25 protein-coding genes and 1 pseudogene are annotated in these 26,732 nt (G+C 72.2%); 12 read left to right on the top strand and 14 right to left on the bottom strand.

What is annotated here, in order from left to right; all coding sequences use genetic code 11:
• Positions 1-2 precede the first annotated feature (2 nt).
• The 4 genes from ACYVIH_RS09135 to ACYVIH_RS09120 all read left to right on the top strand — a co-directional run bounded on the left by ACYVIH_RS09135 (position 3) and on the right by ACYVIH_RS09120 (position 3,960).
• A complete protein-coding gene (locus tag ACYVIH_RS09135) occupies positions 3-614 on the top strand; it encodes a class F sortase (RefSeq protein WP_460868437.1) in 612 nt (203 codons plus the stop codon).
• Positions 615-704: 90 nt separating this feature from the next.
• Positions 705-1,637 carry a cysteine synthase A gene (cysK, locus tag ACYVIH_RS09130; RefSeq protein ID WP_460868616.1) on the top strand — a complete coding sequence of 311 codons (933 nt, stop codon included), beginning with the start codon at positions 705-707 and terminating at the stop codon, positions 1,635-1,637.
• A gap of 1 nt (position 1,638) precedes the next feature.
• Positions 1,639-2,187: a serine O-acetyltransferase gene (gene cysE, locus ACYVIH_RS09125; protein WP_460868435.1), complete on the top strand. Its 549-nt coding sequence runs from the start codon at positions 1,639-1,641 to the stop codon at positions 2,185-2,187.
• A gap of 147 nt (positions 2,188-2,334) precedes the next feature.
• Positions 2,335-3,960: a methyl-accepting chemotaxis protein gene (locus ACYVIH_RS09120; RefSeq protein WP_460868433.1), complete on the top strand. Its 1,626-nt coding sequence runs from the start codon at positions 2,335-2,337 to the stop codon at positions 3,958-3,960.
• 137 nt (positions 3,961-4,097) lie between these two features.
• Here ACYVIH_RS09120 and ACYVIH_RS09115 read toward each other — a convergent pair whose 3' ends face one another.
• Positions 4,098-4,856 (bottom strand): ABC transporter permease, encoded by a 759-nt coding sequence (locus ACYVIH_RS09115; protein WP_460868431.1) that lies wholly within the window; start codon positions 4,854-4,856, stop codon positions 4,098-4,100.
• Positions 4,853-5,869, bottom strand: coding sequence for an ATP-binding cassette domain-containing protein (locus tag ACYVIH_RS09110; protein ID WP_460868429.1), 1,017 nt, complete (start codon positions 5,867-5,869; stop codon positions 4,853-4,855). The genes ACYVIH_RS09115 and ACYVIH_RS09110 overlap by 4 nt, the downstream gene beginning before the upstream one ends.
• Before the next feature lie 63 nt (positions 5,870-5,932).
• On the opposite strand from ACYVIH_RS09110, the gene ACYVIH_RS09105 reads away from it, so the two are divergent.
• Positions 5,933-6,901 (top strand): helix-turn-helix transcriptional regulator, encoded by a 969-nt coding sequence (locus tag ACYVIH_RS09105; protein ID WP_460868428.1) that lies wholly within the window; start codon positions 5,933-5,935, stop codon positions 6,899-6,901.
• Positions 6,902-6,968: 67 nt separating this feature from the next.
• Here the strand turns inward: ACYVIH_RS09105 and ACYVIH_RS09100 are convergent, their stop codons facing one another.
• Positions 6,969-9,260: a putative bifunctional diguanylate cyclase/phosphodiesterase gene (locus tag ACYVIH_RS09100; protein ID WP_460868425.1), complete on the bottom strand. Its 2,292-nt coding sequence runs from the start codon at positions 9,258-9,260 to the stop codon at positions 6,969-6,971.
• A gap of 247 nt (positions 9,261-9,507) precedes the next feature.
• Between ACYVIH_RS09100 and ACYVIH_RS09095 the strand changes: the two genes are divergently transcribed.
• Positions 9,508-9,786, top strand: coding sequence for an HU family DNA-binding protein (locus tag ACYVIH_RS09095; RefSeq protein WP_460868423.1), 279 nt, complete (start codon positions 9,508-9,510; stop codon positions 9,784-9,786).
• A gap of 61 nt (positions 9,787-9,847) precedes the next feature.
• Here the strand turns inward: ACYVIH_RS09095 and ACYVIH_RS09090 are convergent, their stop codons facing one another.
• Positions 9,848-10,276: an ArsI/CadI family heavy metal resistance metalloenzyme gene (locus ACYVIH_RS09090; protein WP_460868421.1), complete on the bottom strand. Its 429-nt coding sequence runs from the start codon at positions 10,274-10,276 to the stop codon at positions 9,848-9,850.
• A 29-nt stretch (positions 10,277-10,305) separates the two neighbouring features.
• Positions 10,306-10,500 (bottom strand): hypothetical protein, encoded by a 195-nt coding sequence (locus ACYVIH_RS09085; protein ID WP_460868419.1) that lies wholly within the window; start codon positions 10,498-10,500, stop codon positions 10,306-10,308.
• 157 nt (positions 10,501-10,657) lie between these two features.
• Here ACYVIH_RS09085 and ACYVIH_RS09080 point away from each other — a divergent pair, with 157 nt between their 5' ends.
• The 5 genes and pseudogenes from ACYVIH_RS09080 to ACYVIH_RS09060 all read left to right on the top strand — a co-directional run bounded on the left by ACYVIH_RS09080 (position 10,658) and on the right by ACYVIH_RS09060 (position 15,785).
• The gene (locus ACYVIH_RS09080) at positions 10,658-11,026 is read left to right on the top strand and encodes an ArsR/SmtB family transcription factor (RefSeq protein WP_460868417.1); all 369 of its coding nucleotides are present in this window, start codon (positions 10,658-10,660) and stop codon (positions 11,024-11,026) included.
• 127 nt (positions 11,027-11,153) lie between these two features.
• Positions 11,154-11,777, top strand: a complete 624-nt coding sequence (locus ACYVIH_RS09075; protein ID WP_460868415.1) for a hypothetical protein — start codon at positions 11,154-11,156, stop codon at positions 11,775-11,777.
• Between the two features lie 310 nt (positions 11,778-12,087).
• The gene (locus ACYVIH_RS09070; protein WP_460868413.1) at positions 12,088-13,527 is read left to right on the top strand and encodes a GGDEF domain-containing protein; all 1,440 of its coding nucleotides are present in this window, start codon (positions 12,088-12,090) and stop codon (positions 13,525-13,527) included.
• Positions 13,528-14,047: 520 nt separating this feature from the next.
• A pseudogene (locus tag ACYVIH_RS09065) lies at positions 14,048-14,926 on the top strand (diguanylate cyclase domain-containing protein); the annotation flags it as partial.
• 85 nt (positions 14,927-15,011) lie between these two features.
• Positions 15,012-15,785, top strand: a complete 774-nt coding sequence (locus ACYVIH_RS09060) for a putative bifunctional diguanylate cyclase/phosphodiesterase (RefSeq protein WP_460868411.1) — start codon at positions 15,012-15,014, stop codon at positions 15,783-15,785.
• Positions 15,786-15,864: 79 nt separating this feature from the next.
• Here ACYVIH_RS09060 and ACYVIH_RS09055 read toward each other — a convergent pair whose 3' ends face one another.
• From ACYVIH_RS09055 to ACYVIH_RS09015, 9 genes are all read right to left on the bottom strand, one after another.
• On the bottom strand, positions 15,865-16,575 hold the full coding sequence (locus tag ACYVIH_RS09055) for an SRPBCC family protein (protein ID WP_460868408.1): 711 nt from the start codon (positions 16,573-16,575) through the stop codon (positions 15,865-15,867).
• A gap of 3 nt (positions 16,576-16,578) precedes the next feature.
• Positions 16,579-17,433 carry an FAD binding domain-containing protein gene (locus ACYVIH_RS09050; RefSeq protein WP_460868406.1) on the bottom strand — a complete coding sequence of 285 codons (855 nt, stop codon included), beginning with the start codon at positions 17,431-17,433 and terminating at the stop codon, positions 16,579-16,581.
• Positions 17,430-19,913 carry a xanthine dehydrogenase family protein molybdopterin-binding subunit gene (locus tag ACYVIH_RS09045; RefSeq protein ID WP_460868404.1) on the bottom strand — a complete coding sequence of 828 codons (2,484 nt, stop codon included), beginning with the start codon at positions 19,911-19,913 and terminating at the stop codon, positions 17,430-17,432. Before ACYVIH_RS09045 ends, ACYVIH_RS09050 begins: the two co-directional genes overlap by 4 nt.
• Positions 19,910-20,443, bottom strand: coding sequence for a (2Fe-2S)-binding protein (locus tag ACYVIH_RS09040; protein WP_460868401.1), 534 nt, complete (start codon positions 20,441-20,443; stop codon positions 19,910-19,912). The genes ACYVIH_RS09045 and ACYVIH_RS09040 overlap by 4 nt, the downstream gene beginning before the upstream one ends.
• A gap of 117 nt (positions 20,444-20,560) precedes the next feature.
• Positions 20,561-21,700 carry an XdhC family protein gene (locus ACYVIH_RS09035; protein WP_460868399.1) on the bottom strand — a complete coding sequence of 380 codons (1,140 nt, stop codon included), beginning with the start codon at positions 21,698-21,700 and terminating at the stop codon, positions 20,561-20,563.
• Positions 21,693-22,838: a vWA domain-containing protein gene (locus ACYVIH_RS09030; protein ID WP_460868397.1), complete on the bottom strand. Its 1,146-nt coding sequence runs from the start codon at positions 22,836-22,838 to the stop codon at positions 21,693-21,695. Before ACYVIH_RS09030 ends, ACYVIH_RS09035 begins: the two co-directional genes overlap by 8 nt.
• Before the next feature lie 10 nt (positions 22,839-22,848).
• A complete protein-coding gene (locus ACYVIH_RS09025; RefSeq protein WP_460868395.1) occupies positions 22,849-23,742 on the bottom strand; it encodes an AAA family ATPase in 894 nt (297 codons plus the stop codon).
• Positions 23,743-23,782: 40 nt separating this feature from the next.
• On the bottom strand, positions 23,783-24,352 hold the full coding sequence (locus ACYVIH_RS09020; RefSeq protein ID WP_460868393.1) for a nucleotidyltransferase family protein: 570 nt from the start codon (positions 24,350-24,352) through the stop codon (positions 23,783-23,785).
• Positions 24,349-25,386 carry an aminotransferase class V-fold PLP-dependent enzyme gene (locus ACYVIH_RS09015; RefSeq protein ID WP_460868391.1) on the bottom strand — a complete coding sequence of 346 codons (1,038 nt, stop codon included), beginning with the start codon at positions 25,384-25,386 and terminating at the stop codon, positions 24,349-24,351. The genes ACYVIH_RS09020 and ACYVIH_RS09015 overlap by 4 nt, the downstream gene beginning before the upstream one ends.
• Positions 25,387-25,440: 54 nt before the next feature.
• Between ACYVIH_RS09015 and ACYVIH_RS09010 the strand changes: the two genes are divergently transcribed.
• Positions 25,441-26,508, top strand: coding sequence for an ROK family glucokinase (locus tag ACYVIH_RS09010; protein ID WP_460868389.1), 1,068 nt, complete (start codon positions 25,441-25,443; stop codon positions 26,506-26,508).
• Positions 26,509-26,732: the final 224 nt, after the last annotated feature.

Below are 26,732 nucleotides of genomic sequence, written 5' to 3'. Positions count from 1 at the left end.
CCGTGAGCCTGGACGTCGACGGCAGGCAGCGCCTGCGAGCCCTGCTCGCCGGCGCTGTCGTCGCTGCCCTGGTCGCGGTCGCTGCCGTGCTCGTCATGCCCTCCGACGACCCGGTCGAGGCCGACGCCGGGGTCTCCGCACCGCAGGCGCCCTTCACCACGGGCAAGCCGCCGCGCCGGCTCGAGGTGCCCTCGATCGGGCTCGACGCCCCGTTGAAGCCGATCGAGGTTGACACCGCCGGCGTGCTGACCCCGCCCGAGGACGCCCGCACGGTGGGCTGGTGGCAGCGCAGCGCCCACCCCGGCGCCCCGGTCGGCCAGACCGTCCTCACCGGGCACACCCTGCACGCCGGCGGTGGTGTGATGAACCGGCTCGGCACGGTGGAGCGCGGCGCCGTCGTGAAGGTGTACGACGACGGCCGCGCGGTCGACTACCGGGTCACCCGGGTGACGGAGTACTCCAAGGCCGAGGTCACCGAGCACGCCTACGACCTGTTCGGGCAGAAGCGGCGCGGCGGCCGGCTGGTGCTGGTCACCTGCACCGACTGGGTCGACGGTGACTACCTGAGCAACATCGTCGTGTTCGCCGAGCCGGTGCCCGCCGAGAGCGCCTGACCCCGGTCGCGTCCGCAGCGGTTGGCGCGACCTGCGATCCTTCTTGGGGTGGTTCATGCCGAACCGCCGCCGCGAGCACCGAAGGAGAGCCTGATGCGGATCTACGACGACGTCACCCAGCTGGTCGGCAACACGCCGCTGGTGCGGCTGAACCGGGTGGTCGGCGACGCCGGCGCCACCGTCCTCGCGAAGCTCGAGTTCTACAACCCGGCGCACAGCGTGAAGGACCGGATCGGCGTGTCCATGGTCGACGCCGCCGAGGCGTCCGGTGAGCTGAAGCCCGGCGGGACGATCGTCGAGGCGACCTCCGGCAACACCGGCATCGCGCTGGCGATGGTCGGCGCCGCCCGCGGCTACAAGGTCATCCTCACCATGCCCGACACGATGTCGAAGGAGCGCCGGGCGCTGCTGCGCGGCTTCGGCGCCGAGCTCGTGCTCACCCCGGGCAGCGAGGGCATGAAGGGCGCGATCGCCAAGGCCGAGGAGATCGGCGGACAGGCCGGTGCCGTGCTGGTCCGGCAGTTCGAGAACCCCGCGAACCCGGACGTCCACCGCCGTACGACGGGCGAGGAGATCTGGAACGACACCGACGGCACCGTCGACATCCTCGTCGCCGGCATCGGCACCGGAGGCACGATCACCGGTGCCGGGCGGCTGCTCAAGGAGCGCAAGCCCGAGGTGCAGGTGATCGCCGTCGAGCCCGAGGAGTCGGCGATCCTCACCGGTGGCGAGCCCGGTCCGCACAAGATCCAGGGCATCGGCGCGAACTTCGTGCCGCCGATCCTCGACCGCGACGTCTACGACGAGGTGATCGACGTCAACGCCGGCACCGCGGTCGAGTGGGCGCGCCGTACCGCCGTCGAGGAGGGTCTGCTGGTCGGGATCTCCTCCGGCGCCGCGATCGCCGCCGCGGTCCAGGTCGCCGCACGGCCGGAGAACGCCGGCAAGACGATCGTGGTCGTCGTGCCGTCGTTCGGCGAGCGCTACCTGTCCACGGTGCTGTTCGAGGGCCTGGCCGACTGAGGTGACCCACCACCCCAACCCGACCTGTGCGCCCGTCGGCTGGCGGACCCGGCTGAAGGAGGACGTCGCTGCGGCGATGGAGCGTGACCCGGCGGCGCGTTCCCGGGCGGAGGTGATGCTGGCCTACCCGGGCCTGCACGCGGTCTGGGTGCACCGGTTGGCACACCGGCTGTGGTGCCGCTCCGGTCGGCGGCTGCTGGCGCGGCTGGTCTCGCAGACCGCGCGCGCGATGACCGGGGTGGAGATCCACCCCGGCGCGTGCATCGGGCGGCGGGTGTTCATCGACCACGGGATGGGCGTGGTGATCGGGGAGACCGCGGAGGTCGGCGACGACGTGCTGATCTACCACGGCGCCACCCTCGGTGCGGTCTCCGGCAAGGCCGGCAAGCGGCACCCGACGATCGGCTCGAACGTGGTCATCGGTGCCGGCGCGAAGGTGCTCGGTGCGGTGAAGGTCGGCGACGGCGCCCGGGTGGGCGCGAACGCAGTGGTGGTGCACGACGTACCGGCCGGTGCGACCGTGGTGGGGATCCCGGCGCGTCAGCTCTGAGGAGCGCAGCCGATGTGACTCCGGACACATGATGTGACCGGAGCCTCATTCCGGACTGCCTGCGGCCGATGAGAGTCGGTGAGCGAAGGGAATCGCTCCGGTGCGGGGACCCCAGAAGGCGCCCGGCCGCAACCCGAGGAGACGCCCATGGACCTCACCGGCCTGTACTCGAAGCTCGGCTTCCTGGCCAACCGCAGCATCGGCAAGCGGATCTGGATGCTCGTCGGCGTCCTCGGGATCGGCATGCTCCTGGTGACCGCGGTGGCCGTGCGCGGCCAGGCCACGGTCGCCGACCACAACGCCGAGCTCGACCGCGCGATCGCGGTCCGCGCGCAGGTGAAGCAGGCCGACTACGACCTGCTGTGGGCGGCGAACTGGCAGAACATCACCGCCTGGAAGTCCCGCAGCGAAGGGCCGGCGGCCGCTGCGCCGGACGGGGACAACCTGAAGAACTACGCCGACGGCGTCGCCGGCTTCGAGAAGCTGTTCGAGGTCGACCGCAGCGTGCTGGACGACGAGGCCGAAGCCAGCCTGGACACGATCGAGTCGCAGTGGGCGGACTTCCTGGCCTACAACGACCAGATCCACGGCCTCTGGGCCGCCGGCAGGCTCGACCAGGGCGACGCGGTCTCCGCCGGGCCCAAGTGGGACGTCTTCTACGTGATCTCCGAGGCCCTCGGCGCTCTGTCGTCGTCGGTCGACGCGCAGGTCGAGCAGCTGCGGGCCGACACCGAGGCGGCCCAGGACTCGGCCCGGCTGATGACCATCGTCGTCACGGGGGTGGCTCTGCTTCTCGGGATCCTGCTCGCGGTGCTGCTGTCGATGTCGATCGTGCGACCGATGGCGCGCCTGCGCGCAGCGCTCGACCGGCTGGCCGAGGGCGACCTCGCCGTCGAGGTGCCCGCCTTCACCAGCGACGAGCTCGGCGACATGACCCGCTCGCTCAACAGCGCTTCCGCCTCGCTCCGTGGCCTGGTCGGATCGGTCGCGGACTCCGCGAACACCGTCGCCTCCGCCGCCGAGGAGCTCACCGCCACCGCCGGTTCCATCGAGCAGTCGGCCGTGGAGACCTCCCACCAGTCCGGCGTGGTCGCCGCGGCTGCGGACGAGGTGTCCCAGAACGTCGGTGCCGCGGCCACCGGGGCCGAGCAGATGGGTATGTCGATCCGGGAGATCGCCGAGAACGCCAACCGCGCCGCCCAGGTCGCCAGCGAGGCGGTCTCGGTCGCCGGGGCCACCAACGAGACCGTGTCCCGGCTCGGTGACTCCAGCGAGGAGATCGGCAAGATCGTCAAGGTGATCACCTCGATCGCCGAGCAGACCAACCTGCTCGCGCTGAACGCCACGATCGAGGCCGCGCGGGCCGGTGACGCCGGCAAGGGCTTCGCGGTCGTCGCCGGCGAGGTCAAGGACCTGGCCCAGGGCACCGCCCGGGCCACCGACGAGATCGTCGCGCAGATCGCCGCCATCCAGGAGGCCACGACGGCCGCCGTCGACGCGATCGCCCAGATCACTGGGATCGTCACCTCGATCAGCGACTACCAGACCACGATCGCCTCCGCGGTCGAGGAGCAGACCGCGACGACGAACGAGATGAGCCGCTCGGTGGCCGACGCCGCCGCCAGCTCGACCCAGATCGCCGCCACGATCTCCGGTGTCGCCGCGAGCAGCGAGTCGACCACCGCCGCGGTGAACCAGACCAGCGCGGCGATCGCCGAGCTGGCCACGATGGCTGAGTCGCTGCGCGCCGAGGTGGCCCGCTTCCGCTACTGAGCCGCCGCGCCGCACCGGCCCCGCCCCGCCCGGGCGCCCCCGGCGGATCCTCAAGTTAACGTGGGGAACTGCCGCTTGGCACGAGTTGCAACCCGTGCCAAGTGGCAGTTCCTCTAGTTAACGTGGGAATTGGGGGGTCAGGCGGAGGAGCGCATCGCGCGCGTGCCGACGAGCAGGCCGAGGGCGGCCATCGCGACAGCCGCGACGACACCGCCGAGCAGCGTGCCGGTCGCGAAGTCGCCGTCGAACAGCGCCCGCTCGGCGTCGACCACGTAGGTCAGCGGGTTCGCCTTCGACAGCGTCCGCAGCCAGCCGGGGCCGTTGTCGACCGGCAGCAGCATCCCGGCGAGCAGCAGCAGCGGGAACAGCAGCGTCTGCTGGACCACCCAGAACATCCACTCCTGGTTGCGGCACGCGAGCGCGAGGGAGTACGACAGCGCGCCGAGCCCGACGCAGAACACCGCGAGGATCAGCAGGCCGGTGACCGCCCCCGCGAGGTCGACCCGGAACCCGAACGGCACCGTGGCGAGCACGATCACCACCGCCTGCGCCACGGTCGGGACGATCTCCTTCAGCGCGCGGCCGATCATCAGCGACGAGCGCGACAGCGGCGTGACGAGCAGCCGTTCGTGGGAGCCGGAGAGGATCTCCTGCTGCAGGTTGGCGCCGGTGGTCGACGTACCGAACAGGCAGAGCATCACGATCACCCCGGGCACGAACCACTGCAGCGAGCTGCTCGTGCCGAGCCCGGACACGCTGGAGAGCAGCGGCGCGAACAGGGCCAGGAAGAACAGCGGCTGGATCAGCCCGAAGACCACCGAGAACGGGTCGCGGATCACCGGCCGGAGCTCGCGGTTGAAGACCAGGGCGGTGTCGGTGACGAGGTTGGTGCTCATGCGGAGACCTCCTGCAGGGTGGTGGTGTCGGTGATGGAGCCGGGAGCGGCCTGTCCTTCGCGAAGGCTGCGGCCGGTGAGGCTCAAGAAGACGTCGTCGAGGGTGGGCCGGTGGGTCTCGACCGCGACGACGCTCGCGCCCGAGGCGGCGTACTCGGACAGCAGCCGCGGCAGGGCTCGGGTCACCTCGGCGGCGCGTACGTCGAGCACCGGACCGCGCTGCTCGACCACGGCATCGGGCACGACCGCCCGGGTGCGCGCCTCGGCGCGGATCGCGTCCGCGGGACCGGCGAGGCTGATGCTCGCCCGGTCGCCGGCCAGCTCGGCCTTGAGGCGGGCCGGGGTGTCGTCGGCCACGACCCGTCCGTGGTCGACGATCACGACCCGCTCGGCGAGCGCGTCGGCCTCGTCGAGGTAGTGCGTGGTCAGCACCATCGTCGTGCCGTGCCGGCGGCGGAGCGCGACGATGTGCTCCTGCAGGTTGGCGCGGTTCTGCGGGTCCAGGCCGGTGGACGGCTCGTCGAGGAACAGCAGCTCGGGGGCGTGGATCAGCCCCATCGCGATGTCCAGCCGGCGCCGCTGACCGCCGGACAGCGCGGACACCTTCCGGTCGGCGACGGCGGCCAGGTCCAGCGACTCGACGAGCTCGTCGGCCCGGGCCCGGGCCGCGGCGCGCGACAGGCCGTGGATCCGGCCCTGCGTGACCAGCTCGTCCCGGCCGCGCTGGACGTGGCCGGCGCCGTTGCCCTGGCCGATGTAGCCGATCCGCCGCCGCACCGCGCCCTGCTCGGTGGTCACGTCGTGCCCGGCCACGCGCGCGGTGCCCGCAGTCGGCGCGAGCAGCGTGGTCAGCATCCGCAGGGTCGTGGACTTGCCGGCGCCGTTGGGGCCGAGCAGGGCGACCAGCTCGCCGCGCTCGATCTCCAGGTCGATGCCGCGCACGGCCTCGACCGTGGTGTGGTTCGTGGTGAAGTGCTTCGTCAGACCCTCGGTCCGAATCATCGTGGAGTTCATGACCACGACACTAGAAGTCGTTCCGGTCAGAACCTGTCCTCAATCCGAACTAGTCTGGAACACATGTCGGACTCACGGTCACGGATGCTGCGCCTGCTCTCCCTGCTCCAGACGCACCGCTACTGGGCGGGCGCGGAGCTCGCCGAACGCCTGGAGGTCAGCCCACGGACGCTGCGTCGCGACGTCGAACGGCTGCGCGAGCTGGGCTACCCGGTCAGCGCCACCCGCGGGGTGGCCGGCGGCTACCAGCTCCAGGCCGGCGCCGCGCTGCCCCCGCTCCTGCTCGAGGACGACGAGGCGGTCGCGATCGCGGTCAGCCTCAGCGCGTCGGCCGGCGGCGTGGTCTCCGGGGTCGAGGAGAGCTCGGTGCGGGCGCTCAGCAAGATCGTCCAGGTGATGCCGGCGAAGCTGCGCCGGCGGGTCAAGGCGCTCCAGGACTTCACCGTCCCTGCCGTCCTGTCCGGTCCGACGGTCGACGCGGGCGTGCTCGCCACGATCGCGCAGGCGTGCCGCGACGACGAGCGCCTGGAGTTCCGGTACGACGGGCGGGGCGGTCCGACGACCCACCGGCGCGTCGAGCCGCACCGGCTCGTCACTCTCGGCCGCCGGTGGTACCTGGTCGGCTACGACCTCGGCCGGATGGACTGGCGCACCTTCCGGGTCGACCGGCTGTCCTCGCCGCGGCTGACCGGAACGCGGTTCCGGCCTCGGGAGCTGCCGGCCGACAACGCGGCGGCGTTCGTCCGGGAGGGGATCGAGGCGGCCCGAACGCACATCCACGTCGAGGTGCACCTGCTCGCACCGGCCGCGGTGGTCGCGAAGGCGGCCGGACGTTGGGCCGAGGTCAGCGCGATCGGTGAGGACCGGTGCAGGATGGTGATGGACGTCGACACCCTCGACTGGCCGATGCTGCTGCTCGGCTCGATCGACGCGGACTTCGACGTGGTCTCGCCACCCGAGCTCGCCGAGCAGGTCCGCGCCGTCGCTGCGCGGTTCGGCCGCGCCGGTGGGCCGGTGAGCCGCGAGGGCTGAGCGGCCGCGGACTCGAGCGCCGTACACCCGGGGGCCCGTGGGCTCACGGCCGCCGGAGAAGCGTCCGTCAGGCGGTCAGCTCGGGCTGCTCCGCCGCCAGGGACTCGAGCCAGTCGTGGATGCCGGTGGACGTGGTGGGCCGCAGGTACAGGTAGCCCTGCGCCGAGTCGGCCCCGATGTGGTCGAGCACCGCCTGCTGCCTGCTCTCCTCGACGCCCTCGGCGATAGTGCGCAGCCCCAGCTTGCGAGCCATCAGCACCACTGCCTCGATCACCGCCAGGTCCTTGGCGCTGGCGGTGCAGCGCGCAACGAACGACTTGTCGATCTTGACGATGCTCACCGGGAGGGTGCGCAGCGTGGTGAGGGCGGAGTAGCCGGTGCCGAAGTCGTCGATGGCGAGCACAACGCCCCGTGCGGCGAGGACCTCCAGCTGCTCGATGGCCGCCTCGGAGGAGATCACCAGGCTCTCGGTGATCTCGAGGACCAGTCGCTCGGCCGGCAGGTCGAAGTCCGCCAGGCACTCGTCCACCTCGTCGACGAAGGCGGGGTCGTCGAGCTGGGCGGCGGAGAGGTTGACGTGCACGGCGGTCGGCGCGTGCGGGTGCGTCCGCTGCCACTCGGTCATGTCCGCGCACGCCTGCCGCAGCACGAAGCGGCCGATGTCGCGGATGCTGCCGGTGCGCTCCGCCACGGCGATGAACGCGTCGGGGCCGAGCAGCCCGCGTTCGGGGTGAGCCCAGCGGACGAGCGCCTCGACCGCCGTGCAGTGGCCGTCGGAGAGGTCGAGCACGGGCTGGTAGTGGACGACGAGCTCGCCGTTGCCGGCAGCCGCGGCGAGCTCCCGCTCGAACGACTGGGCGGAGGGCCCGGCGTGCAGCCTCAGGTCGAACTCGACCACCCGGCCCTTCCCCTTGCCCTTCGCCGCGTACATCGCGACGTCGGCCCAGTGCAGAAGTGCCTGCAGGTCCATCTCCGGGGTCGCCGTCGCCACGCCAACGCTGGCGGTGACCTGGGCGGTGCGGTCGGTGAACTGGACCGGCCGGCTGAGCGTGTCGGCGATCCGCTGGGCGGTCGCGACGGCGGAGCAGGCGCCGGAGCCGAGGATCACCGCGAACTCGTCCCCGCCGAGCCGGGCGCACATGTCGTCACCCCGGGTGGCGGCGTCGAGTCGACGCGCCATCTCGCGCAGGAAGTCGTCACCGGCCCGGTGCCCGAGCTGGTCGTTGACCGCCTTGAAGTCGTCGAGGTCGATGAACAGCACCGCCGTCTCAGGGCGGCCGCCGTCGGTCAGGGCGGCGGCCAGGGCGGCGTTGAAGGACGCCCGGTTGGCCAGCCCGGTCAGGCTGTCGCGCGTGGCCTGGATCGTGAGGTCGCGGTGGATCCGGCTGTTGCGCAGCGCCATCGCGACCTGGTTCACGAGGCTGGAGATCGAGACGGCGGCTTCGGTGAGGTCGCCGTCCGGGGTACCGAGCACGAGCCAGCGGCTGCCGGCTCCGAGCGCGGGCAACCGGATCGACACCCATCGGCACGGCCGCCCGGCGGCGCGGTCCAGCTCGGAGGTGCGGTGCACGGGCGAGTGCCGAGCCGTGGGAGTCGTGTCGTCGCCGCGCAGGATCGCCCCGGGGAGCACGTCGGGCACGTCGCCGAGCTCGCCGGCGGTGCCGGTGACGCGGAGCCCCTCGTCGGTGCGGACCACACGGAGCGCCCGCAACCCCGGAGTGGCCGTGCAGATCCGGTGCGTCGCCTCCCAGGCGACCCGCAGGATCTCGTCGGCGTCGGTCAGCCCGAGCAGCTCCGGCCCGACGGCGGCCAGCACGGCGTCGCGTCGGAAGGCCTGCTCCCGGGCGTGGAGCAGGCGGGAGAGGTGCCGCGAGACGACCACGGTCAGGAACAGGGTCGGGAACACACCGACCACACGAAGCAGGTCGGTGCCGCCGCTGTGCCAGGGGACGTCTGCCCACAGCAGCACCCCGGCCGTCATCGCCGCGGAGTACAGCGTGCTGCGCAGCAGCGCGTGCCACAGCGAGCCGTAGAGGGAGCGGAACCACAGCGAGGCGAACACGAACCCGAGTGAGGCGTTCGGCTCGGGCGCGGCCAGGGTGACCGCGACCAGCGCGGCGGTGTCGAGCAGCTCCCAGCCCAGGGACACCCGGCGCCGGCGGTAGGCGGCCAGCACGGAGGCAGAGAGCACGGTCGTTCCCGCGAGGCCCACCAGCAGCTCGAGTTGTGAGCCCCCCAACATCGCCGCCAGGCCGAGCAGCAGGCTGACCAGGGTGAGGGCTGCGAACAGCCAGCGGGTGGCCTCGACCATCTCCTCGGGTCGCCGCACCAGCCTGCGCAGTCCTTCGAGCGTCGCCATCGGTCCCCCACGTGCATGCAGCGGCGTGCCACTGCCTTCTGCGTTCCCTGTTCGGCCGGAAATCGGGTGACTTGACGGGTATGGACCGAAAAACTTCGGGCACGAGACGGTGTGTCAGCGGGGCCAACCTCGCCCCGACCGGCTCCGGCGCGTTAGTCTGCGCTGTCTTGCCACCGCCGGAGGGAGCTCTCCTGGGGCTGCGTCCCCGTATGGTGGCCATCGCACCATCGAGACTTGAGGAGAAAAGATGAAGAAGGACGAGCTCGTCCAGGCCGTCGCCGAGAAGGCCGGCATCAGCAAGGCCGAGGCCGACCGCGCGCTCTCGGCGATCGTCGAGACCGTGACCGGCGCCGTCGCCGCCGGCAACAAGATCCAGATCCCCGGCCTGGGCACCTTCGAGGCCCGCGAGCGCGCCGCCCGCGAGGGCCGCAACCCGCAGACCGGCGAGACCATGCAGATCGCCGCGACGACGGTCCCGGGCTTCAAGGCCGCCACCGCGTTCAAGAACGCGACCGCCGGCAAGTAGTAGCCACACGCAAGGGCCCCGCGCTGCCTCGGCAGCGCGGGGCCCTTGTCCGTCTTCGGGGTCAGGCGCAGCAGGCCGATCCCGCGAGCGGCAGGTCGGCGCTGGTCCTGCCCTCGAGCTCGGGCCGGTCGTCGGCGAGCACCACGTAGTTCTCCCAGCGCTGGCCGTCGGGGCCGGTCACCCAGTGCTTGTCCTGGCGGGCGTAGCAGCACACGACGTCACCCTCGACGTCGAGGTCGAGGCCCGCGGCCTCGAGCCTGGAGGCCTGCTCCTCGATCTCCTCCATCGAGCCGCGCTCGATGCCGAGGTGGTTCAGGGTGCCGGTGGCGGCCGCGTTCTCGAACAGGACCAGCTTCAGCGGCGGGTCGGCCACCGCGAAGTTCGCGTAGCCGGGGCGGCGCTTGGCCGGCTCGGTGCCGAACAGCGTCGTGTAGAACTCCACGGCGGCGTCGATGTCGGCGACGTTGAGGGCGAGCTGGATGCGGGACATGGGTCTTCCTTCCTGGTGGTCGTTGAGGCTCAGGCGCAGCAGGGCTGGGTCTCGGGGCGGGGCTGGGGAAGTACGGCGCGCAGGGCACCTGCCGTGCGGGTCAGGAGGTCCGGCGTCGTACGACGCGAGGTCACTGTGCGGGCTCGGCGCCGCTGCTCCGCGGCCTGCAACAGCTCGGTGCGGTGCTGGTCCGCGAGGGTCGCCATCACGGTGGGGTGCATCATCTCTCTCCTCTTCTCGCTCGGCCCTGAAGCCAGATAGATGAATGTCTATGTGATGACCACTGTGGCACCGCGCTCGGCCGCGGTCAAGGATTGATGGAGATCTATTTCATTCTTTGCTTTAGATAGACAGTGACCTATCTCGTGGCACCATGGGGACATGCCCAAACCGCTGCCCCTGATCGAGCCCGTGCCGAACGTCGAGGCCTGCTGCGCCCCGCTGGTCGCCGCCCCGCTCTCGGCCGAGCAGGCCGTCGACCTCGCGGCCCGGCTCAAGGCGATCGCCGAACCCACCCGGCTCCGGATCGTGTCGCTGATGCTCGCTCGGCCCGGCCTCGAGGCGTGCACCTGCGACCTCACCGAGCCGCTGGGGCTCACCCAGCCGACCGTGACCCACCACCTGCGCACGCTGGCCAAGGCCGGTCTGGTCGTTCCCGAGCGACGCGTCGGCAACTACACCTACTACCGCGTCGTGACCGACGCCCTGGCCGGCCTGGCCGACGTGCTGACCTCGGTCAGCGGTCACTGACGGGCCGTGCCGGCCGGTGCGGGCCGGCGTCGTCTGGACAGGCTTGCCAGGCACCTGCGCCCGGAGGAGCGTGAGGAGATCCGGTGGTGCCACCGGGGCGCCGCCCGCCGAAGGAAGGGGAGCGCCCGTGTACGCACGCAGCACCACGCTCATCGCAGACCAGTCCCGGATCGATGAGGCGATCGGGTACATCCGCGACGAGGTCTGGCCCGCCGTCCGGGAGCTGCAAGGCTGCCTGGGCCTGTCGATGCTGGTCGACCGGGACACCGGTCGATGCATCGCCACCACGTCCTGGGAGACCGCCGAGGCGATGCATGACAGCGCCACCGCCGTCAGGTCGCTGCGCGACCAGGCCATGCGGATCGCGGGCGGCGCGGCGCCGACGGTCGAGGAGTGGGAGATCGCCTCGATGCACCGCATGCACGCCACCCACCCGGGGACCGCGGTCCGCACCGCCTGGTCGCGCGTCCCCTCGCCGCACATCGACCGGGCGCTGGACTTCTACAAGAGCGAGCTGCTGCCCCACATCGAGCAGCTCGAGGGCTTCGCCAGCGCCAGCCTCCTCGTCGACCGGGCCACCGGCCGCGCCGTCACCTCGGTAGCGTTCGACTCGCGCGAGGCGATGGAGCGGACCCGGGACCAGGCCGACTACCTGCGGGCGAGGAGCACCCAGGAGGCCAACGTGGAGTTCCTCGACGTGGCCGAGCTCGAGCTCGCGATCGCGCACCTCCACGTGCCTGAGCTGGTCTGACTGGACGCGGAGGACGGCCCCGCCCCTCGTCGGGGCGGAGCCGTCTGCCATCCCCACTCGGCAGCTCGGGGGCGCGTTCGCTGTCGGCCGACCGACCGCTCCGGACAGGTCGGGACCTTGGGCAGATCAGGGACCCCGGCAGCCGCGGACTCCCAGGGCCGTTGGTCCATACCGGCCTGTGACCTGGGGCACCCTGAAATACGGCTAAATCGGACAGGTTCGACCTTTTGGGCTTCAGTCGGCCGGTTCGACGACCGAAACAGTAGACGTGACATCGAGCCGCGCCCGTTTTGCGTGGACCCTCCTGACGGTGGGTCTGGTCGGTGCTGGCCTGGCGCCGCTGCTCCCCTTCGGGCTGCCGAACAGCCTCGCCTACCTCGCGATCGCGGGGGTGGGGCTGTTCATGTCCGTGCAGGGTGCCCGGCTGGCCCGCAGCGGACGGCGCAGGGTATGGGTGACGATCGCCGCCGGCCAGACGGCCTACATCCTCGGTGACGTCCTGTGGGTGGTGTTCGAGTCGGTGCTCCACATCGACCCGTTCCCGTCGGTCGCGGATCTCGCATACCTGGCCTGGTACCCGATGATGGCGCTCGGCCTGGCTTTCCTGGCTCGCGAGCAGTACCGGGCCGGGAGGGCTGCGCTGCTCGACGCGGCGATCATCTCGACGGGCCTTGCGGTGCTGATCACCGAGTTCCTGGTGATCCCGGTGGCTTTCGACGAGGGAGGCGAGCTGCTGAGCCAGCTCGTCGCCGCCTCCTATCCTGCCGGTGACCTGCTGATGCTCTCGGTCCTGATCGGGGTGTTCACCAGCGGGGCCGGACGCGGGTTCTCCTTCTGGGCGCTGGCCACCGGCCTGGGCGTCTTCCTGGCCGCCGACATCCAGTACGTCCTGGTGATCGCCGCCGGCGACGACCTGTCGCTGTGGCTGGACACCCTCTGGTTGGCCGGCTACCTCGTGGTCGGGTTCGCCGCCCTGCACCCCTCGTCGAACCGGGTGACGGAGCCGTCGCCGTCCCGGGAGGCGCGGTTCACCGCGCTCCGGCTGGCGTTCCTGGGTCTGGCTCTCGGCCTGTCCCCGGTGACCGAGGCGCTGCGCCACCTGACCGGCCGGGACGGGATCTCGCCCGTGGTCCTCGTCGGAGGCGCACTGAGCATCGCGCTGGTGCTGGCCCGGATGTGGGACCTGCTCCAGACGCTGCACCGCCAGTCCAGGCAGCTCGAGGCCCTCGCCCGCAGCGACAGCCTGACCGGCGTCGCGAACCGGCGGACCTGGGACCACGAGCTCGCGCGCTCCCTCGCCGCCGCCGGACGTCACCGCATGCCGCTGGTCGTGGCGATGATCGATCTCGACCACTTCAAGCGCTTCAACGACACCCACGGGCACGTGCTCGGCGACCTGGTCCTGAAGGAGGCCGCCGCCGGCTGGTCGGAGATGCTCGAGGAGAGGGGCTTCCTCGCCAGGTACGGCGGGGAGGAGTTCACCGTGATCCTGCCCGACGTCGGCATCGAGCAGGCCGCCGCCGAGCTGGACGAGCTCCGCCGCGCCACGCCTCATGAGCAGACCTGCTCGATCGGGTTCGCGCTCTGGGACGGCGAGGAGTCCGTGGACGAGCTGGTGTCTCGCGCCGACCAGGCGCTCTACCACGCCAAGCGACACGGCCGGAACCAGATCGCCGTCCACGACGGGCAGCAGACCCGCGACGCCGGCCGCCGCGATGCCGATCCCGCACTGACCGCCTGCGCTGAGTAGCCGACTCACTCTTGTTCAGGATCAGAAGGTCCCCGCCGATATCGCAGATGTGAAGCACCATGTCTGGCGTTGGCTCGGCTGGGGACCGGACCGGCCCCTCCTGCCGCTGGTGCGTCGCGTCTTCCTGATCTTCCTGCTGCTCAACCTGGTGGCGGTGACGCTCGAGTGGCTCACCGGCCCGGCGGTCCCGCAGGAACGCTCCTGGCCGGTGCCGCTTGCCGTCGTCGCGCTCGCCGCCGTCGCGGTCCACCTCTACCGGCGCGGCCGTCCCGGTCCCGTCCCCGACCTCGTCACCGCGGTGGCCTCCGGCATCGCGGTCTGGGGAGTGGGCTCCCAGACCGCCGGCGGGGTGATCTTCGTGGGGCTCACCTTCCGAGCCCTGTACGGCGGATGGCGGGCTCTCGTGCTCGCCGTCGCGCTCCTGATCGCCGGGTTCGCCATCGGCGCGACGGCCGAGGGACAGCCTCTCGCCGAGAGCCAGCTGCCGGAGTTCGTCCCCGGCATCCTGATCACCGGCTTCATGATGCACCTGGTCGCCGTGGTGCTCCGCCGCTACCAGTCCAGTGCGGAGGCGCGCTTCCACGCGATCGTCCGGTCCTCGCGCGACGTCGTGGTCATCACCGACGTCGACGGGCTCGCAAGCTTCGTCAGCCCTGCGCTCGGCGCGGTCTTCGGGCTGGAGGCACTGCCGGGCAACCGCCTCGACAGCTGGGTGGTCGAGGAGGACCGGGAGCAGGTGCGCGCCCAGCTGCACCGGGTCGCCACCGACCCCGAGGGATCGACCACCTTCGAGTGCCGGGTCACCGACGGGAACGGCGAGCTGCGCGACGTCGAGATCCTCGCCCAGAACCTGCTGGCCGACCCCGACGTGGCCGGCCTGCTGTTCGCGGTGCGTGACGTCACCGAGCGGGTCCGCCTCGTCGAGGAGCTGCGCTACCAGGCGCTGCACGACCCGCTGACCACGCTGCCCAACCGCGCGCTGCTCGCCGACCGGCTCGACCAGGCGCTCCGGCTCCGGGACGGGGCGGCCGCGCTGATCCTGATCGACCTCGACGAGTTCAAGGCGGTCAACGACGCGCTCGGCCACTCGGCTGGCGACGCGCTGCTCGTGGAGATGGCCGGCCGGCTCCGGAGCTGCGTGAGGCCGCACGACACCGTCGCCCGGCTCAGCGGCGACGAGTTCGCCGTACTCGTCGTCGGGGACCGCGGACAGGAGCTGCTCACGCGGCTCGCCGACCGGATCCTGGGCGCGCTCGCCACTGCGATCACCGTAGGCGGCACGACGATCCAGGTGTCGGCGAGCATCGGGGTGGCGACCAGCCGCGACGAGAGCACCGCCGAGGTGCTGCTGCGCGAGGCCGACATCGCGATGCAACGCGCCAAGTCGCAGGGCCGCGGACGCTACGAGTTCCACCACCCCGAGCTGCACGCGCAGACCCTGAACCGTCTCCAGCTGCAGCTGGACCTCCAGGACGCGGTCGAGCGTGGACAGCTCGTGCTGCACTACCAGCCGATCTGGCACCTCGGCACCGGAACGGTCCGGGGTGTCGAGGCGCTGCTGCGCTGGGGACCACCCCGACCGCGGCGTGGTCGCGCCCGACGACTTCATCCCGCTCGCCGAGCAGACCGGGCTGATCGTGCCGATCGGGCGCTGGGTGCTGGTCGAGGCGTGTCGCAGGGCCGCGAACTGGCAGCGGGTGACGGGGCGGCCGCTGCAGGTCAACGTCAACGTCAGCACCCGCCAGTTCACCGATGGCCGGCTGTGTGCCGACGTCGACCACGCCTGCTCCTCCGCCGGTCTGGCACCGGGCGACCTGACCCTGGAGATCACCGAGAGCAGCCTGGCCGCGGACCCGGAGAACCTCGTCGTCCAGCTGCACGCCCTGCGGGAGCTCGGGGTACGGATCGCCATCGACGACTTCGGCACCGGCTACAGCTCGCTCGACGCCCTGCACCACTACCCGGTCGACGAGCTCAAGATCGAGAAGTCGTTCGTCCGGCGGCTGGCGACCGACGACCCGGACGCGGCCACGCTCACCTCGGCGATCATCGCGATGAGTCATGCCCTGCGGCTGCGGACCGTCGCCGAGGGGGTCGAGACCGAGGAGCAGCTGACCCTGCTCGCCACCTTCGGCTGCGACTTCGGGCAGGGCTTCCTGCTCTCCCGGCCGCTCAACGAGCGGGCCTTCGAGACGCTGCTGTTCTCCCCGCGCCCCGCCGGTGGGTTCGGCGACCCGCGCACCGTGCACCGCTTCTGACCCGGACAGGCCGAGTGGGCAGGGATCGCGCCGCCCGACTCGTGTCGGTGCGCGGTCCCTGCCCACTCGGTGGACCGGTTCAGTGCCTCCTGCGGAGCACGCGGCGGAGCACCCAGATCACCAGCACCGCCGCGGCGAGCTGCTTCCAGTAGGTCTTCAGCAGGATCGGTACGACGGTCGCGCCGAGGTCGAGCGCCTCCGCTTCCCGTGGTGCCTCGCGTCGTTCCTCCCGAGCTGCCGTGGGCGGCGCCTCGGGGGTTGCTGCGGCGGCCGCGGCCGGCGCCTCGACCGGGGCGACCTCCGGAGCAGGTGCGGCTTCCGGCGGCGGGGCGGCTTCCGGCGGCGGGGCGCCGACCTTGGCCTCCAGACAGTCCATGAACTGCTGCAGGAGCTTGTCGGAGACGTCCTGGATCACCCCGCGGCCGAACTGCGCGGGCTTGCCGGTGATCGACAGCAGCGTGTCGACGTCGACGCGCGTGCGCTCCTCGTCCTCGGCGGTCATCGTGGCGGTCACCGTCGCCGACGCCGTGCCGTTCCCGCGCTTGTCGCGGCCCTTGGCCTCCACCACGAACCGGTGACCGGCCTCGTCGCGCTCGAGGAACGTGCCGGACCCCGCGTAGACCAGCGAGATCGGCCCCAGCTTGATCTTCGCGGTGCCCTTGAACTCCTCACCCTCCACCTCGGTCACCGTCGCACCCGGGAAGCAGCCAGCCACGTCCTGGATGTCGAGGAACGTGTCCCAGGTCTCCTGGACCGAGGCCGGGACGGTGAAGGAGTGCTTGAGGTCCACGGCCTACACCCCCGCTGCGGCGAGGACCGCGCGGCGGGTCAGCACCGTCGCCAGGTGGCGCCGGTAGTCGGCGTCGCCGTTGAGGTCCGACGGCGGGTCGGTGCCCTCGGCGGCCGACGCCGCGGCCGCACGGACCGCCTCGTCGGTGGCCGGCTGCCCCGCGAGCGCCTGCTCCACAGCCCGCGCCCGCAGCGGGGTCGAGCCCATGTTGGTCAGGCCGACCCGCGCCTCGGCGATCGTGCCGCCCTCGGCACGCACCGCCGCCGCGACCGCCACGATCGGCCACTGGTGCGCGACCCGCACGAACTTCTCGTAGTGGCCGCCCCAGCCGGTGTGCTTCGGGATCCGGACCTCGGTGAGCAGCTCGCCCTCGCGGATCGCGGTGGTGAACAAGTCCTCGAAGAAGTCGTCCGCCGCGACCGTGCGGGTGCCGCCCGTCCCCGCGATCGTGAACGTCGCGCCGAGCGCGAGCACCGGTGCCCCGAGGTCGCCGGCCGGGTCGGCGTGGGCCAGTGCCCCGCCGAACGTGCCGCGGTGGCGCACCTGCGGGTCGGCCAGCTGCTCGATCGCCTCGCAGATCACCCTTGCGTGCTCGCGCACCAGCGGGTCGTGGTAGACGTCGGAGTGCGTGGTGGTGGCGCCGATGACGATCGCGTCGCCGTCGTCGCGGACCCCGCGCAGCGTCTCGATCCGGCCGAGGTCGACCACGAGGGACGGGGCGTTGAGCCGCATCCGCAGGACCGGGAGCAGGCTCTGGCCGCCGGCCATCACCTTGGCGTCCTCACCCCCCTCGGCGAGAGCGGTCAGCGCCTCCTCGACGGTCGCCGGTGCGACGTACTCGAACTGTGCCGGGATCACTCCACCGCTCCTTTGCTCCGGTCCGCGACGGCCTTCTCGTCGAAGTGCGGCATCGCGTCGTTCTCCGTGGGTTCGTCTCCGCCGGCTCCGCGGTCGTGGATCGCCTTCCAGATCCGTTCCGGCGTGCACGGCATGCGTACGTCGTCCACCCCGAACGGCCGCAGGGCGTCGACGACCGCGTTGACCACCGCCGGTGTGGACGCGATCGTGCCGGCCTCACCGACGCCCTTGGTGCCGAGCGTGTTGGTCGTCGACGGGGTCGTGGTGTGGTCGATGTCGAAGCTGATCGTGTCGGCCGCGGTCGGCACGAGGTAGTCGACGAACGACGCCGAGACCAGCGTGCCGAACTCGTCGTGCACCGCCTCCTCCCACAGCGCCTGCGCGATGCCCTGCACCAGGCCGCCGTGCACCTGGCCGGCGACGATCAGGGGGTTGACGATCGTGCCTACGTCGTCGACCGCGACGTACTTGCGCAGCTTCACCCCGCCGGTCTCGGTGTCGATCTCCACCGCGCACAGGTGCGTGCCGTGCGGGTAGGAGAAGTTCACCGGGTCGTAGGCCGCCTCGGAGTCCAGCGACGGCTCGACGCCGTCGGGCAGGTTGTGGCCGGTGAATGCCGCGGCCGCGATCTCCCCGATCGCCAGGCCCTTGTCGGTGCCCTTGACGCCGAACCGGCCGTCCTTGAACTCCAGGTCGTCGACGCTCGCCTCGAGCAGGTGCGCCGCGATCGGGCGGGCCTTCTCGATCACCTTGTCGGCGGCCTTCACCACGGCCTCGCCGCCCACGACGAGCGAGCGGGAGCCGTAGGTGTCGAGGCCGCGGGGGGAGATCTGGGTGTCGCCGTGGAGCACCTCGACGTCCTCGAAGGCCACGCCCAGCCGGTCGGCGACGATCTGCGACCAGGACGTCTCGTGGCCCTGGCCGTGCGGGGAGACGCCGGTGACGACCTCGACCTTGCCGGTGGGGAGCATCCGCACCGTCGCCTGCTCCCAGCCGCCGGCCCCGTAGTTGAGCTGGCCCAGCACCCGCGACGGCGCGAGGCCGCACATCTCGGTGAAGGTGGAGACGCCGATGCCGAGCTGGACGGGGTCGTTCTGCTCGCGACGGCGGCGTTGCTCGGCGCGGAGCTCGTCGTACCCGAAGAGCTCCTTGGCCTTCGCGGTCGCAGCCTCGTAGTTGCCGGAGTCGTACTCCAGGCCGGCCACCGAGGTGAACGGGAACTCCTCGTGCTTGATCCAGTTCTTCTCCCGGATCTCCAGCGGGTCGACGCCGAGCTCGTTGGCCAGCTCGTCCATCAGCCGCTCGATCGCGAACGTCGCCTCGGGACGGCCGGCGCCGCGGTAGGCGTCGGTCCAGGTCTTGTTGGTCAGCACGGTCTGCACCCGGAAGTGGTACGCCGGGAACTTGTAGATCGCGTTGAACATGAACGCGCCGAGCACCGGCACGCCGCCGCCGACGAGGGAGACGTAGGAGCCGAGGTCGGCGAGCAGGTCGACCTTGAGCCCGGTGACCGTGCCGTCCTTGGTCGCCGACAGCGTGAGCCGCTGCCACTGGTCGCGGCCGTGGTGGCCGGACATCAGCGACTCCGAGCGGGTCTCGGTGTACTTGCACGGCCTGCCCGTGCGGCGCGCGGCGAGGAAGGTGATCCACTCCTCCGGCGTGCTCTGCAGCTTGCCGCCGAAGCCGCCGCCGACGTCGGGGGCGATCACCCGGATCTTCGACTCCGACACCCCGGTCGTCGCGGCGAGCAGGTAGCGCAGGATGTGCGGGATCTGGGTCGCCGACCACATCGTGATCTGCTCGCCGGTCGGGTCGACGACCACCGAGCGGGGCTCCATGAACGCCGGGATCAGCCGCTGCTGGCGGTACTCCCGCTCGATCAGGATGCCGTTCGTGCGAGCCTCCTCGATCGCGTCCTCGACAGAGGAGCCGGTGCCGGCCTCGGCGGAGTCGAAGACCCACAGCGCCGACTTGTTCGTGCCGAGGTCGGGATGGGCCAGGACCTTGTCCTCGGCCGCCTCCTTGAGGTCCAGGGCAGCCGGGAGCTCGTCGTACTCCACCTCGACCAGCTCGGCGGCGTCGCGTGCCTCGGCGGCGGAGCGGGCGATCACGACCGCGACGACCTCGCCGGCGAACGTGGCCCGGTCGACCGCGATCGGCGGGTGCACCGGCGCCTTCTGGTCGGGGGTTATCGGCCACGCGTTCGCGAGCACGCCCTGCTCCTCGGCCACCTCGGCGCCGGTGAGCACGGCCACCACGTTGGTCGCCGCCTTCGCGGCGCTGGTGTCGATGCTGGTGATCCGGGCGTGCGCGAACGGGCTGCGCACCATCGCGAGGTGCAGCATGCCCGGCAGCTGGATGTTGTCGGTCCACTTGGTGCGACCGGTGATCAGGCGCTGGTCCTCCTTGCGGACCCGTGCGTTGCCGACCTCGCGTCGCTCCTCGCTGATCGAGCCTGTCGAGACCTCGGTGACGGTCACTGGGCACCTCCGGCGGTGGTGGTCGAGCCGGCGGTGGTCGAGCCTGTCGAGACCCCGGCGGTGGCCTGCGCCGTCTCCCGGGCCGCGGACTGCACGGCCCTGACGATGTTGTGGTAGCCGGTGCAGCGGCACAGGTTGCCCTCGAGGCCGAGCCGGATCTCCTCCTCGGAGGGGTTCGGGTTCTCGTTGACCAGGTCGATGCTCTGCATGATCATCCCGGGCGTGCAGAACCCGCACTGCAGGGCGTGGGACTCGTGGAAGGCCTTCTGCATCGGGTGCAGCTGACCGTCGGTGGCGAGGCCCTCGACGGTGGTCACCTCGTGGCCGTCGGCCTGGACGGCGAGGACGTTGCAGGACTTCACGCTGCGCCCGTCGAGGTGGACGGTGCACGCGCCACAGTTGCTCGTGTCGCAGCCGATGACGGTCCCGGTCTTGCCGAGGCGTTCGCGGAGGTACTGCACGAGCAGCATGCGGGGCTCGACGTCGTCGGAGTACTTCGCCCCGTCGACAGTGATGTTGATGCGAGTCATGGATCAGCTCCCTGGCCGGAGGATGAGTGCTCTGATCCTTGCGCGGGTTCGTCTATGTGACAAGGGTCACTCCGGACCATCTCGCAACGGACCTGGCGACCCGGCGCACCCGTGCTGTCAGCGGGGGGCGTTGTGGTGGATCGGGCCACCCCGCTCGGCGAGGCGCTCGCCGTTGCCGCCCCAGCGCAGCGCGATGATCTCGGCGGCGATGCTGACCGCGGTCTCCTCCGGCGTCCGCGCGCCGAGGTCGAGACCGATCGGTGAGGACAGCCGGGCCAGCTCCTCCTCGGTCAGCCCGACCTCGCGCAGCCGCTCGAGCCGGTTGTCGTGCGTGCGCCGCGACCCCATCGCGCCGATGTAGCCGACCTCGGGCAGCCGGAGCGCGATCTCCAGCAGGGGTACGTCGAACTTCGGGTCGTGCGTGAGCACCGCGAGCACCGTCCGCCCGTCGATCTTCCCCTCGCCGACCAGCTTCTTGAGGTACCGGTGCGGCCAGTCGACGACCACCTCGTCGGCGTGCGGGAAGCGCGAGGCGGTGGCGAACACCGGCCGGGCGTCGCACACGGTGACCTCGTAGCCGAGGAAGCTTCCGATCCGCGCGACGGCCGCGGCGAAGTCGATCGCCCCGAAGACGATCATCCGCGGCGGTGGCGCGAACGCCCAGACGAACACCCGCATCCCCTCCCCGCGGCGCTCGCCGTCGGGGCCGTAGGTCAGGGTCGCGTTGTGCCCGGCCGCGAGCAGGCCGCGGGCGTCGTCGGCGACCGCGTCGTCGGCGCGCTCGCTGCCCAGCGACCCGCTGCGGGGAACCTCCGCGTCCTCCGGTCGTACGACGATCCGCCGCCCCACCCGCGAGGCGTCGGGATGCTCGATCACGGTGGCCAGCGCGACGGGGCGGCTGCCTTCGATGTCGGCGGCGATGTCGCCGAGCTCGGGGAAGGAGTCACGGTTCACGCGCTCGACGTACACGTCGAGGATCCCGCCGCAGGTGAGCCCGACCGCGAACGCGTCGTCGTCGCTGACGCCGTACCTCTCCAGCGCGGGCACGCCGGAGGCGATCACCTCCTCGGCAAGCTCGTAGACGGCACCCTCCACGCAGCCGCCGGACACCGACCCGACCGCCTCGCCGCCGGGGCCGACCAGCATCGAGGCGCCCGCCGGACGGGGTGCGGACCGGAACGTCGCCACCACCGTCCCGACCCCGACGGTCTCCCCGGCCTCCCACCACCGCATCAGATCGGTCAGCACGTCACGCACGAGCCACCACCTCGACCAGGTCCGTGAACGTGGCCATCGAGTGTCCGGCCACGAAGTCGTCAATGTAGGGCAGGGCCGCCACGATGCCCTGCTGGACGGGCTCGTAGCCCGCCTTGCCACGGTGCGGGTTCATCCACACCACGCGGTGCGCGAGGTTGTGCAGGCGACGCATCTGCTCGGCGAGCAGCGCGGTGTCGCCGCGTTCCCAGCCGTCGCTGACCACGACCACGACGGCGCCGCGGGCGGTGCCGCGCTGCCCCCATCGGTCGAGGAACACCTTCAGCGTCTCGCCGAGCCGGGTGCCGCCCGACCAGTCGGGCACGGTCTGCCCGGCGGCGACGATGGCCCGCTCGGCGTCGCGCATCCGCATCGCGCGGGTGATGTGGGTCAGCCGGGTGCCGACGGTGAACACCTCCACGTCGCCGGTCCGCAGCGGCGCGCCCGCGGGCCCGAGGCCGTGCGCGAAGGTGTGCGCGAGCCGCAGCAGCGCGTCGGCGTAGGCGCTCATCGAGCCGGACACGTCGACGAGCAGCACGACCCGCCGCGACCGGGTCCGTCGCCGTCGCCATGCGACTGGCCCCGGCTCGCCCATCCGGGCCCGCATCCGCCGCATCGTGCGCGGTGCGTCGAGGTCGCCGCGGTGCCAGGCGGTGCGCCGGGTCGCCATCCGCCGGGGCGCGCGCGGGTGGAGCCCGGCGAACAGTGCGGCGAGCCGGGCCTTCTCGCGGGCGTCCATCGTCGCGATGTCGCGGTGCCGCAGCACCTCGGTGCCGCTGGCCATCACCTGCAGCTCCTCGTCCGAAGGCTCACCGCCCTCGGCGGCCTCGTCCTCGCCGAGCCAGGCCTGCTGGGAGACCCGGTCCGGCGGCTCGCGGGGCACGGCCTGGTTCTCCTGGGCGACGAACCAGGAGTGGAACACCTGGTCGTAGCGGTCGAGGTCGTCGGGTCCCGAGCACAGCGTCGCCCGGCCGGCCCAGTACGTCGCCCGCCGATCGTCGAGGCCGACCAGCGCGACGGCGCGGAGGAACTCCTGGGACCGGTCCGGGCTGACCGGGAGACCGGCGGCACGCAGCGCGCGGGCGAACCCCAGCAGGAGCTCGTCGGCGGCGTGCACGGTGGTGGTCGTGGCGGTGGTCATGGCAGAAACCTCAGCCGGCGAGCATCCGGTCCAGGGCCTTGCGGACCCGCTCTGTGTCCTCGCGGTACTTCACCACCGCGCCCAGCGTCGCCGCGGCGGTGGCCACGTCGAGCTTGGTGGTGCCCAACCGCTGCAGCGCCCGCGCCCAGTCGAGGGTCTCGGCGACCCCGGGCGGCTTGAGCAGGTCGTCCTGGCTGCGCAGCTGCTGCACCACGGTCACCACCTGGGCGGCGAGCTGCTCGGAGACCTCCGGCGCCCGGGAGCGCACGATCGCCACCTCGCGGTCGAGGCCGGGGTGGTCGATCCAGTGGTAGAGGCAACGCCGCTTCAGAGCGTCGTGGATCTCGCGGGTCCGGTTGGAGGTGAGCACCACCAGCGGCGGGGTCGGGGCGGTGATCGTGCCGAGCTCGGGCACGGTCACCTGGTACGTCGACAGCACCTCGAGCAGGAACGCCTCGAACTCGTCGTCGGCGCGGTCGATCTCGTCGACGAGCAGCACCACCGGGCTCTCCCGCAGCGCGCGCAGCACCGGCCGGGCCAGCAGGAACCGCTCGTCGAACAGGCTCTTCTCGACCTCCTCGACAGCCGTGCCCTCGCCGTGGGAGGCGGCCTCGACCGCGCGCAGGTGCAGGATCTGCCGCGGGAAGTCCCAGTCGTAGAGCGCTTGGCTGGCGTCGATCCCCTCGTAGCACTGCAGCCGGATCATCGGCAGGCCGAGCGCGTCCGCGAGCGCCTCGGCGAGCGCGGTCTTGCCGGTGCCGGGCTCGCCCTCGAGCAGCAGCGGCCGCTGCATCTGCAGGGCGAGGAAGCCGATCGTGGCCAGCGCCTCGCCGCAGAGGTACCCGGTGCTGCCGAGCCGTTCGGCAAGCTCGGCGGGGGATGTGACGCTGCCCACAGGGTCCATGGGCCCAGCATGACTCACCGGCCAAGAGCGGTCGAGCAGGTCAGGTCTCCTCGGGCCGGTCGACGTCGCGTCCGGTGGCCAGGTCGCCGCACTCCACGAGCAGCGGCGGGTGTTCCGTCAGGTAGTCCCGTGCTCCGCGGTCCCCGGTCGCAGTCGCCACAACACCGGCCCAGTGGTCACGGCCGAGCAGCACCGGGTGGCCGGGGTGACCGTCGTACGTCGACCGCGCCAGTGCCGCAGCTCCGGCCGGTGCCGCCGCCAGCAGCCGCCGTACGACGTCCGCGCCGACGTCGGGCAGGTCCACCAGGCCGACGACCACCGCGTCGGCGCCCTCGAGCGACGGCGCGGCGAGGCCCGCGCGCAGCGAGGCGCCCATGCCCTCGGCCCAGTCCTCGGCCACGACGACGCTGACGTCGAGCGGCTCGACCAGCACCCGCACCTCGTCGGCCGCCGCGCCGACCACCACCGTCACCGCGTCGCAGCCGCCGTCACTCAGCACCTGCACGGCCCGCACGACGAACGGCACGCCGGACCCGTCGCGGAGCAGGGCCTTGGGTCCCCCCATCCGGCGACCGGCTCCGGCGGCGAGCAGCAGGCCGTGGACGGTCATGCCGGGCCTGCGGTCCCGGCGAGGGCGTCGAGCGCCGCGTCGACGTCCTGCTCGGTGCTGTAGAGGTGGAACGACAGTCGGGCCCGTCCGGCGCGCACGCCGATGGTCAGCCCCGCGCGCTCGAGCCGCTCGGCGGCGGCCGGGTCCGGCAAGGAGACGATCGGGCTGTCGCCGGGTGGCATGCCCAGCCCTTCACGCAGCCGGTTGGCGAGCGCCACGTCGTGGTCGTGGATCGCCTCGACGCCGAGCCGCTCCACGACCTCCAGGGCCGCCGCCGTGCCGATCCAGGAGAACCACGCCGGGGAGGTGTCGAACGCGCGGGCGTCGGGGGAGAGCCGGAGGGGCGGGCCGTACATCGCGTCGCCGTCTCCGGCGTACCACCCCGCCGCGCTCGGCCGCATCCGCTCGCGCACTGCCGAGGTGGTGACCAGGAACGCCGCACCCCGTGGCGCCATCAGCCACTTGTAGCTGTGGCAGACCAGGACGTCGAAGTCGCGGGCGTCGATCGGCAGCCAGCCGCAGGCCTGGGCCGCGTCGACCGCAACGAGAGCGCCGTGCTTCCGTGCGGCCTGCCGGATCTCCTCGGCCGGGGACACCTCGCCGCTGGCGGACTGCACCAGGCTGAACGCGACGAGACCGGTGCGAGCGTCGACCGACTCCGCGAGCCGGGCCAGCGGCACGACGTCGACCTGCACGCCGCGGTCGGCCTGGGCCAGCCACGGGAACAGGTTCGAGGTGAACTCCTCCTCAGCGACCAGGATCCGTGAGCCGGACGGCACGGAGTCGGCGACGTGGCCGAGGAGCTCGGAGGTGGTCGCGCCGACCGACACGTCAGCGGCGTCGACGCGGACGAGCCGGGCGAACGTCGCCCGGGCGTTCCGGACGGCGCCGTCCCACGTGTCCCAGGCGAGGCTGCCGTGCTGCCAGTCGCGGATCGCGTGCGTCGTCGCATCGACGACCGGCCGCGGCGGCAGCCCGTGGCTGGCGGTGTTGAGGTAGCCGGGCACCCGGGCCCACAGGTCGGCGAGGTCCATGCCGGCCAGTCTTGCCGAAGGGCCGGGTGGCCGCACACGCGTTACCCTCGCCGGGTGTCCCAGCCCGCACGCCGTCCGGTCCTCAGCCGTTGGGACCCGCTCACCGTCGGCATCGACATCGGCGGCACGAAGGTGCTCGGCGGGGTCGTCGATGCCTCCGGCCGGGTGGTCGCCAAGCAGCGGCGGGACACGCCTGGACGCAGCGTCACCGCCGTCGAGGACACGATCGTCGAGGTGGTCAACGGGTTCCGCCGGGACCACGACATCGCCGCGGTCGGGATCGGGGCCGCGGGCTTCGTCGACGCGACCCGGTCCACGGTGCTGTTCTCGCCGCACCTGGCCTGGCGCGACGAGCCGATCCGCGAGGCGCTGATGGGCCGGCTGCGGATGCCGGTGGTGGTCGACAACGACGCGAACACCGCTGCGCTGGCGGAGTCCCGCTTCGGCGCCGGAGCCGGGCACCGGTTCGTGCTCTGCGTGACGCTGGGCACCGGCATCGGCGGTGCGCTGGTGATCGACAGCCGGGTGTTCCGCGGAGCCAACGGGATGGCCGGGGAGTTCGGGCACATGCAGGTGGTGCCCGACGGCCACCGCTGCCCGTGCGGCAACCGCGGCTGCTGGGAGCAGTACGCCTCCGGCAACGCGCTGGTCCGCGACGCCCGCGAGCTCGTCGTCGCCGACTCCCCGGTGGCCCAGCGGCTGCGCGAGCTCGGCGGGGCCGACGGTGCCGGGCTCACCGGCCCGATGATCACCGACGCCGCACGTGAGGGCGACCCGCTCGCGACCGAGCTGCTCGCCGACATGGGGCGCTGGTTCGGTGTCGGGCTGGCCAACATGGCCGCGGCTTTCGACCCTGGCTGCATCGTCGTGGGTGGCGGCGTGTCCGAGGCCGGCGAGCTGCTGCTCGGACCGACCCGGGCTGCCTTCTCCCGCCAGCTCGTCGGGCGCGGGCACCGCCAGGAGCCGGTGATCGTCGCGGCAGCGCTCGGGCCGGACGCGGGGTTCATCGGTGCGGCGGACATGGCGCGGTCGGCGGCACGACGGTCCCGTCGCGGCCGCCGTACCTCCCGCCTGCGCCGCGAGCGCGCCGTACGCCGGCTGCGGCTCGGCTCCCGCGACTGACTGCCGGCCGGTGCACAGGCCGGGCGCCGCACAGGCCGGGCAGATCCCAGCGTCTGCGCGCCACGAGCCGTCAGATGGACAGGCAGGTCGGCTCCGCCGGTGAACCGGTGAGCGGGTCGCCTGCTCGAAGGTGCCGAACCTGCCTGTCGAGATGACCGGCGGGCCGCCGTCAGTGGGGCGGCGCGAGTCGCCCGGGCCGGTCCGGCGCCGGATTCGTGCACGAA

This window comes from Nocardioides pakistanensis (assembly GCF_054781215.1).
The sequence above is the reverse complement of the archived record's forward strand: the minus strand, read 5'-3'. Positions and strand labels throughout refer to the sequence as shown.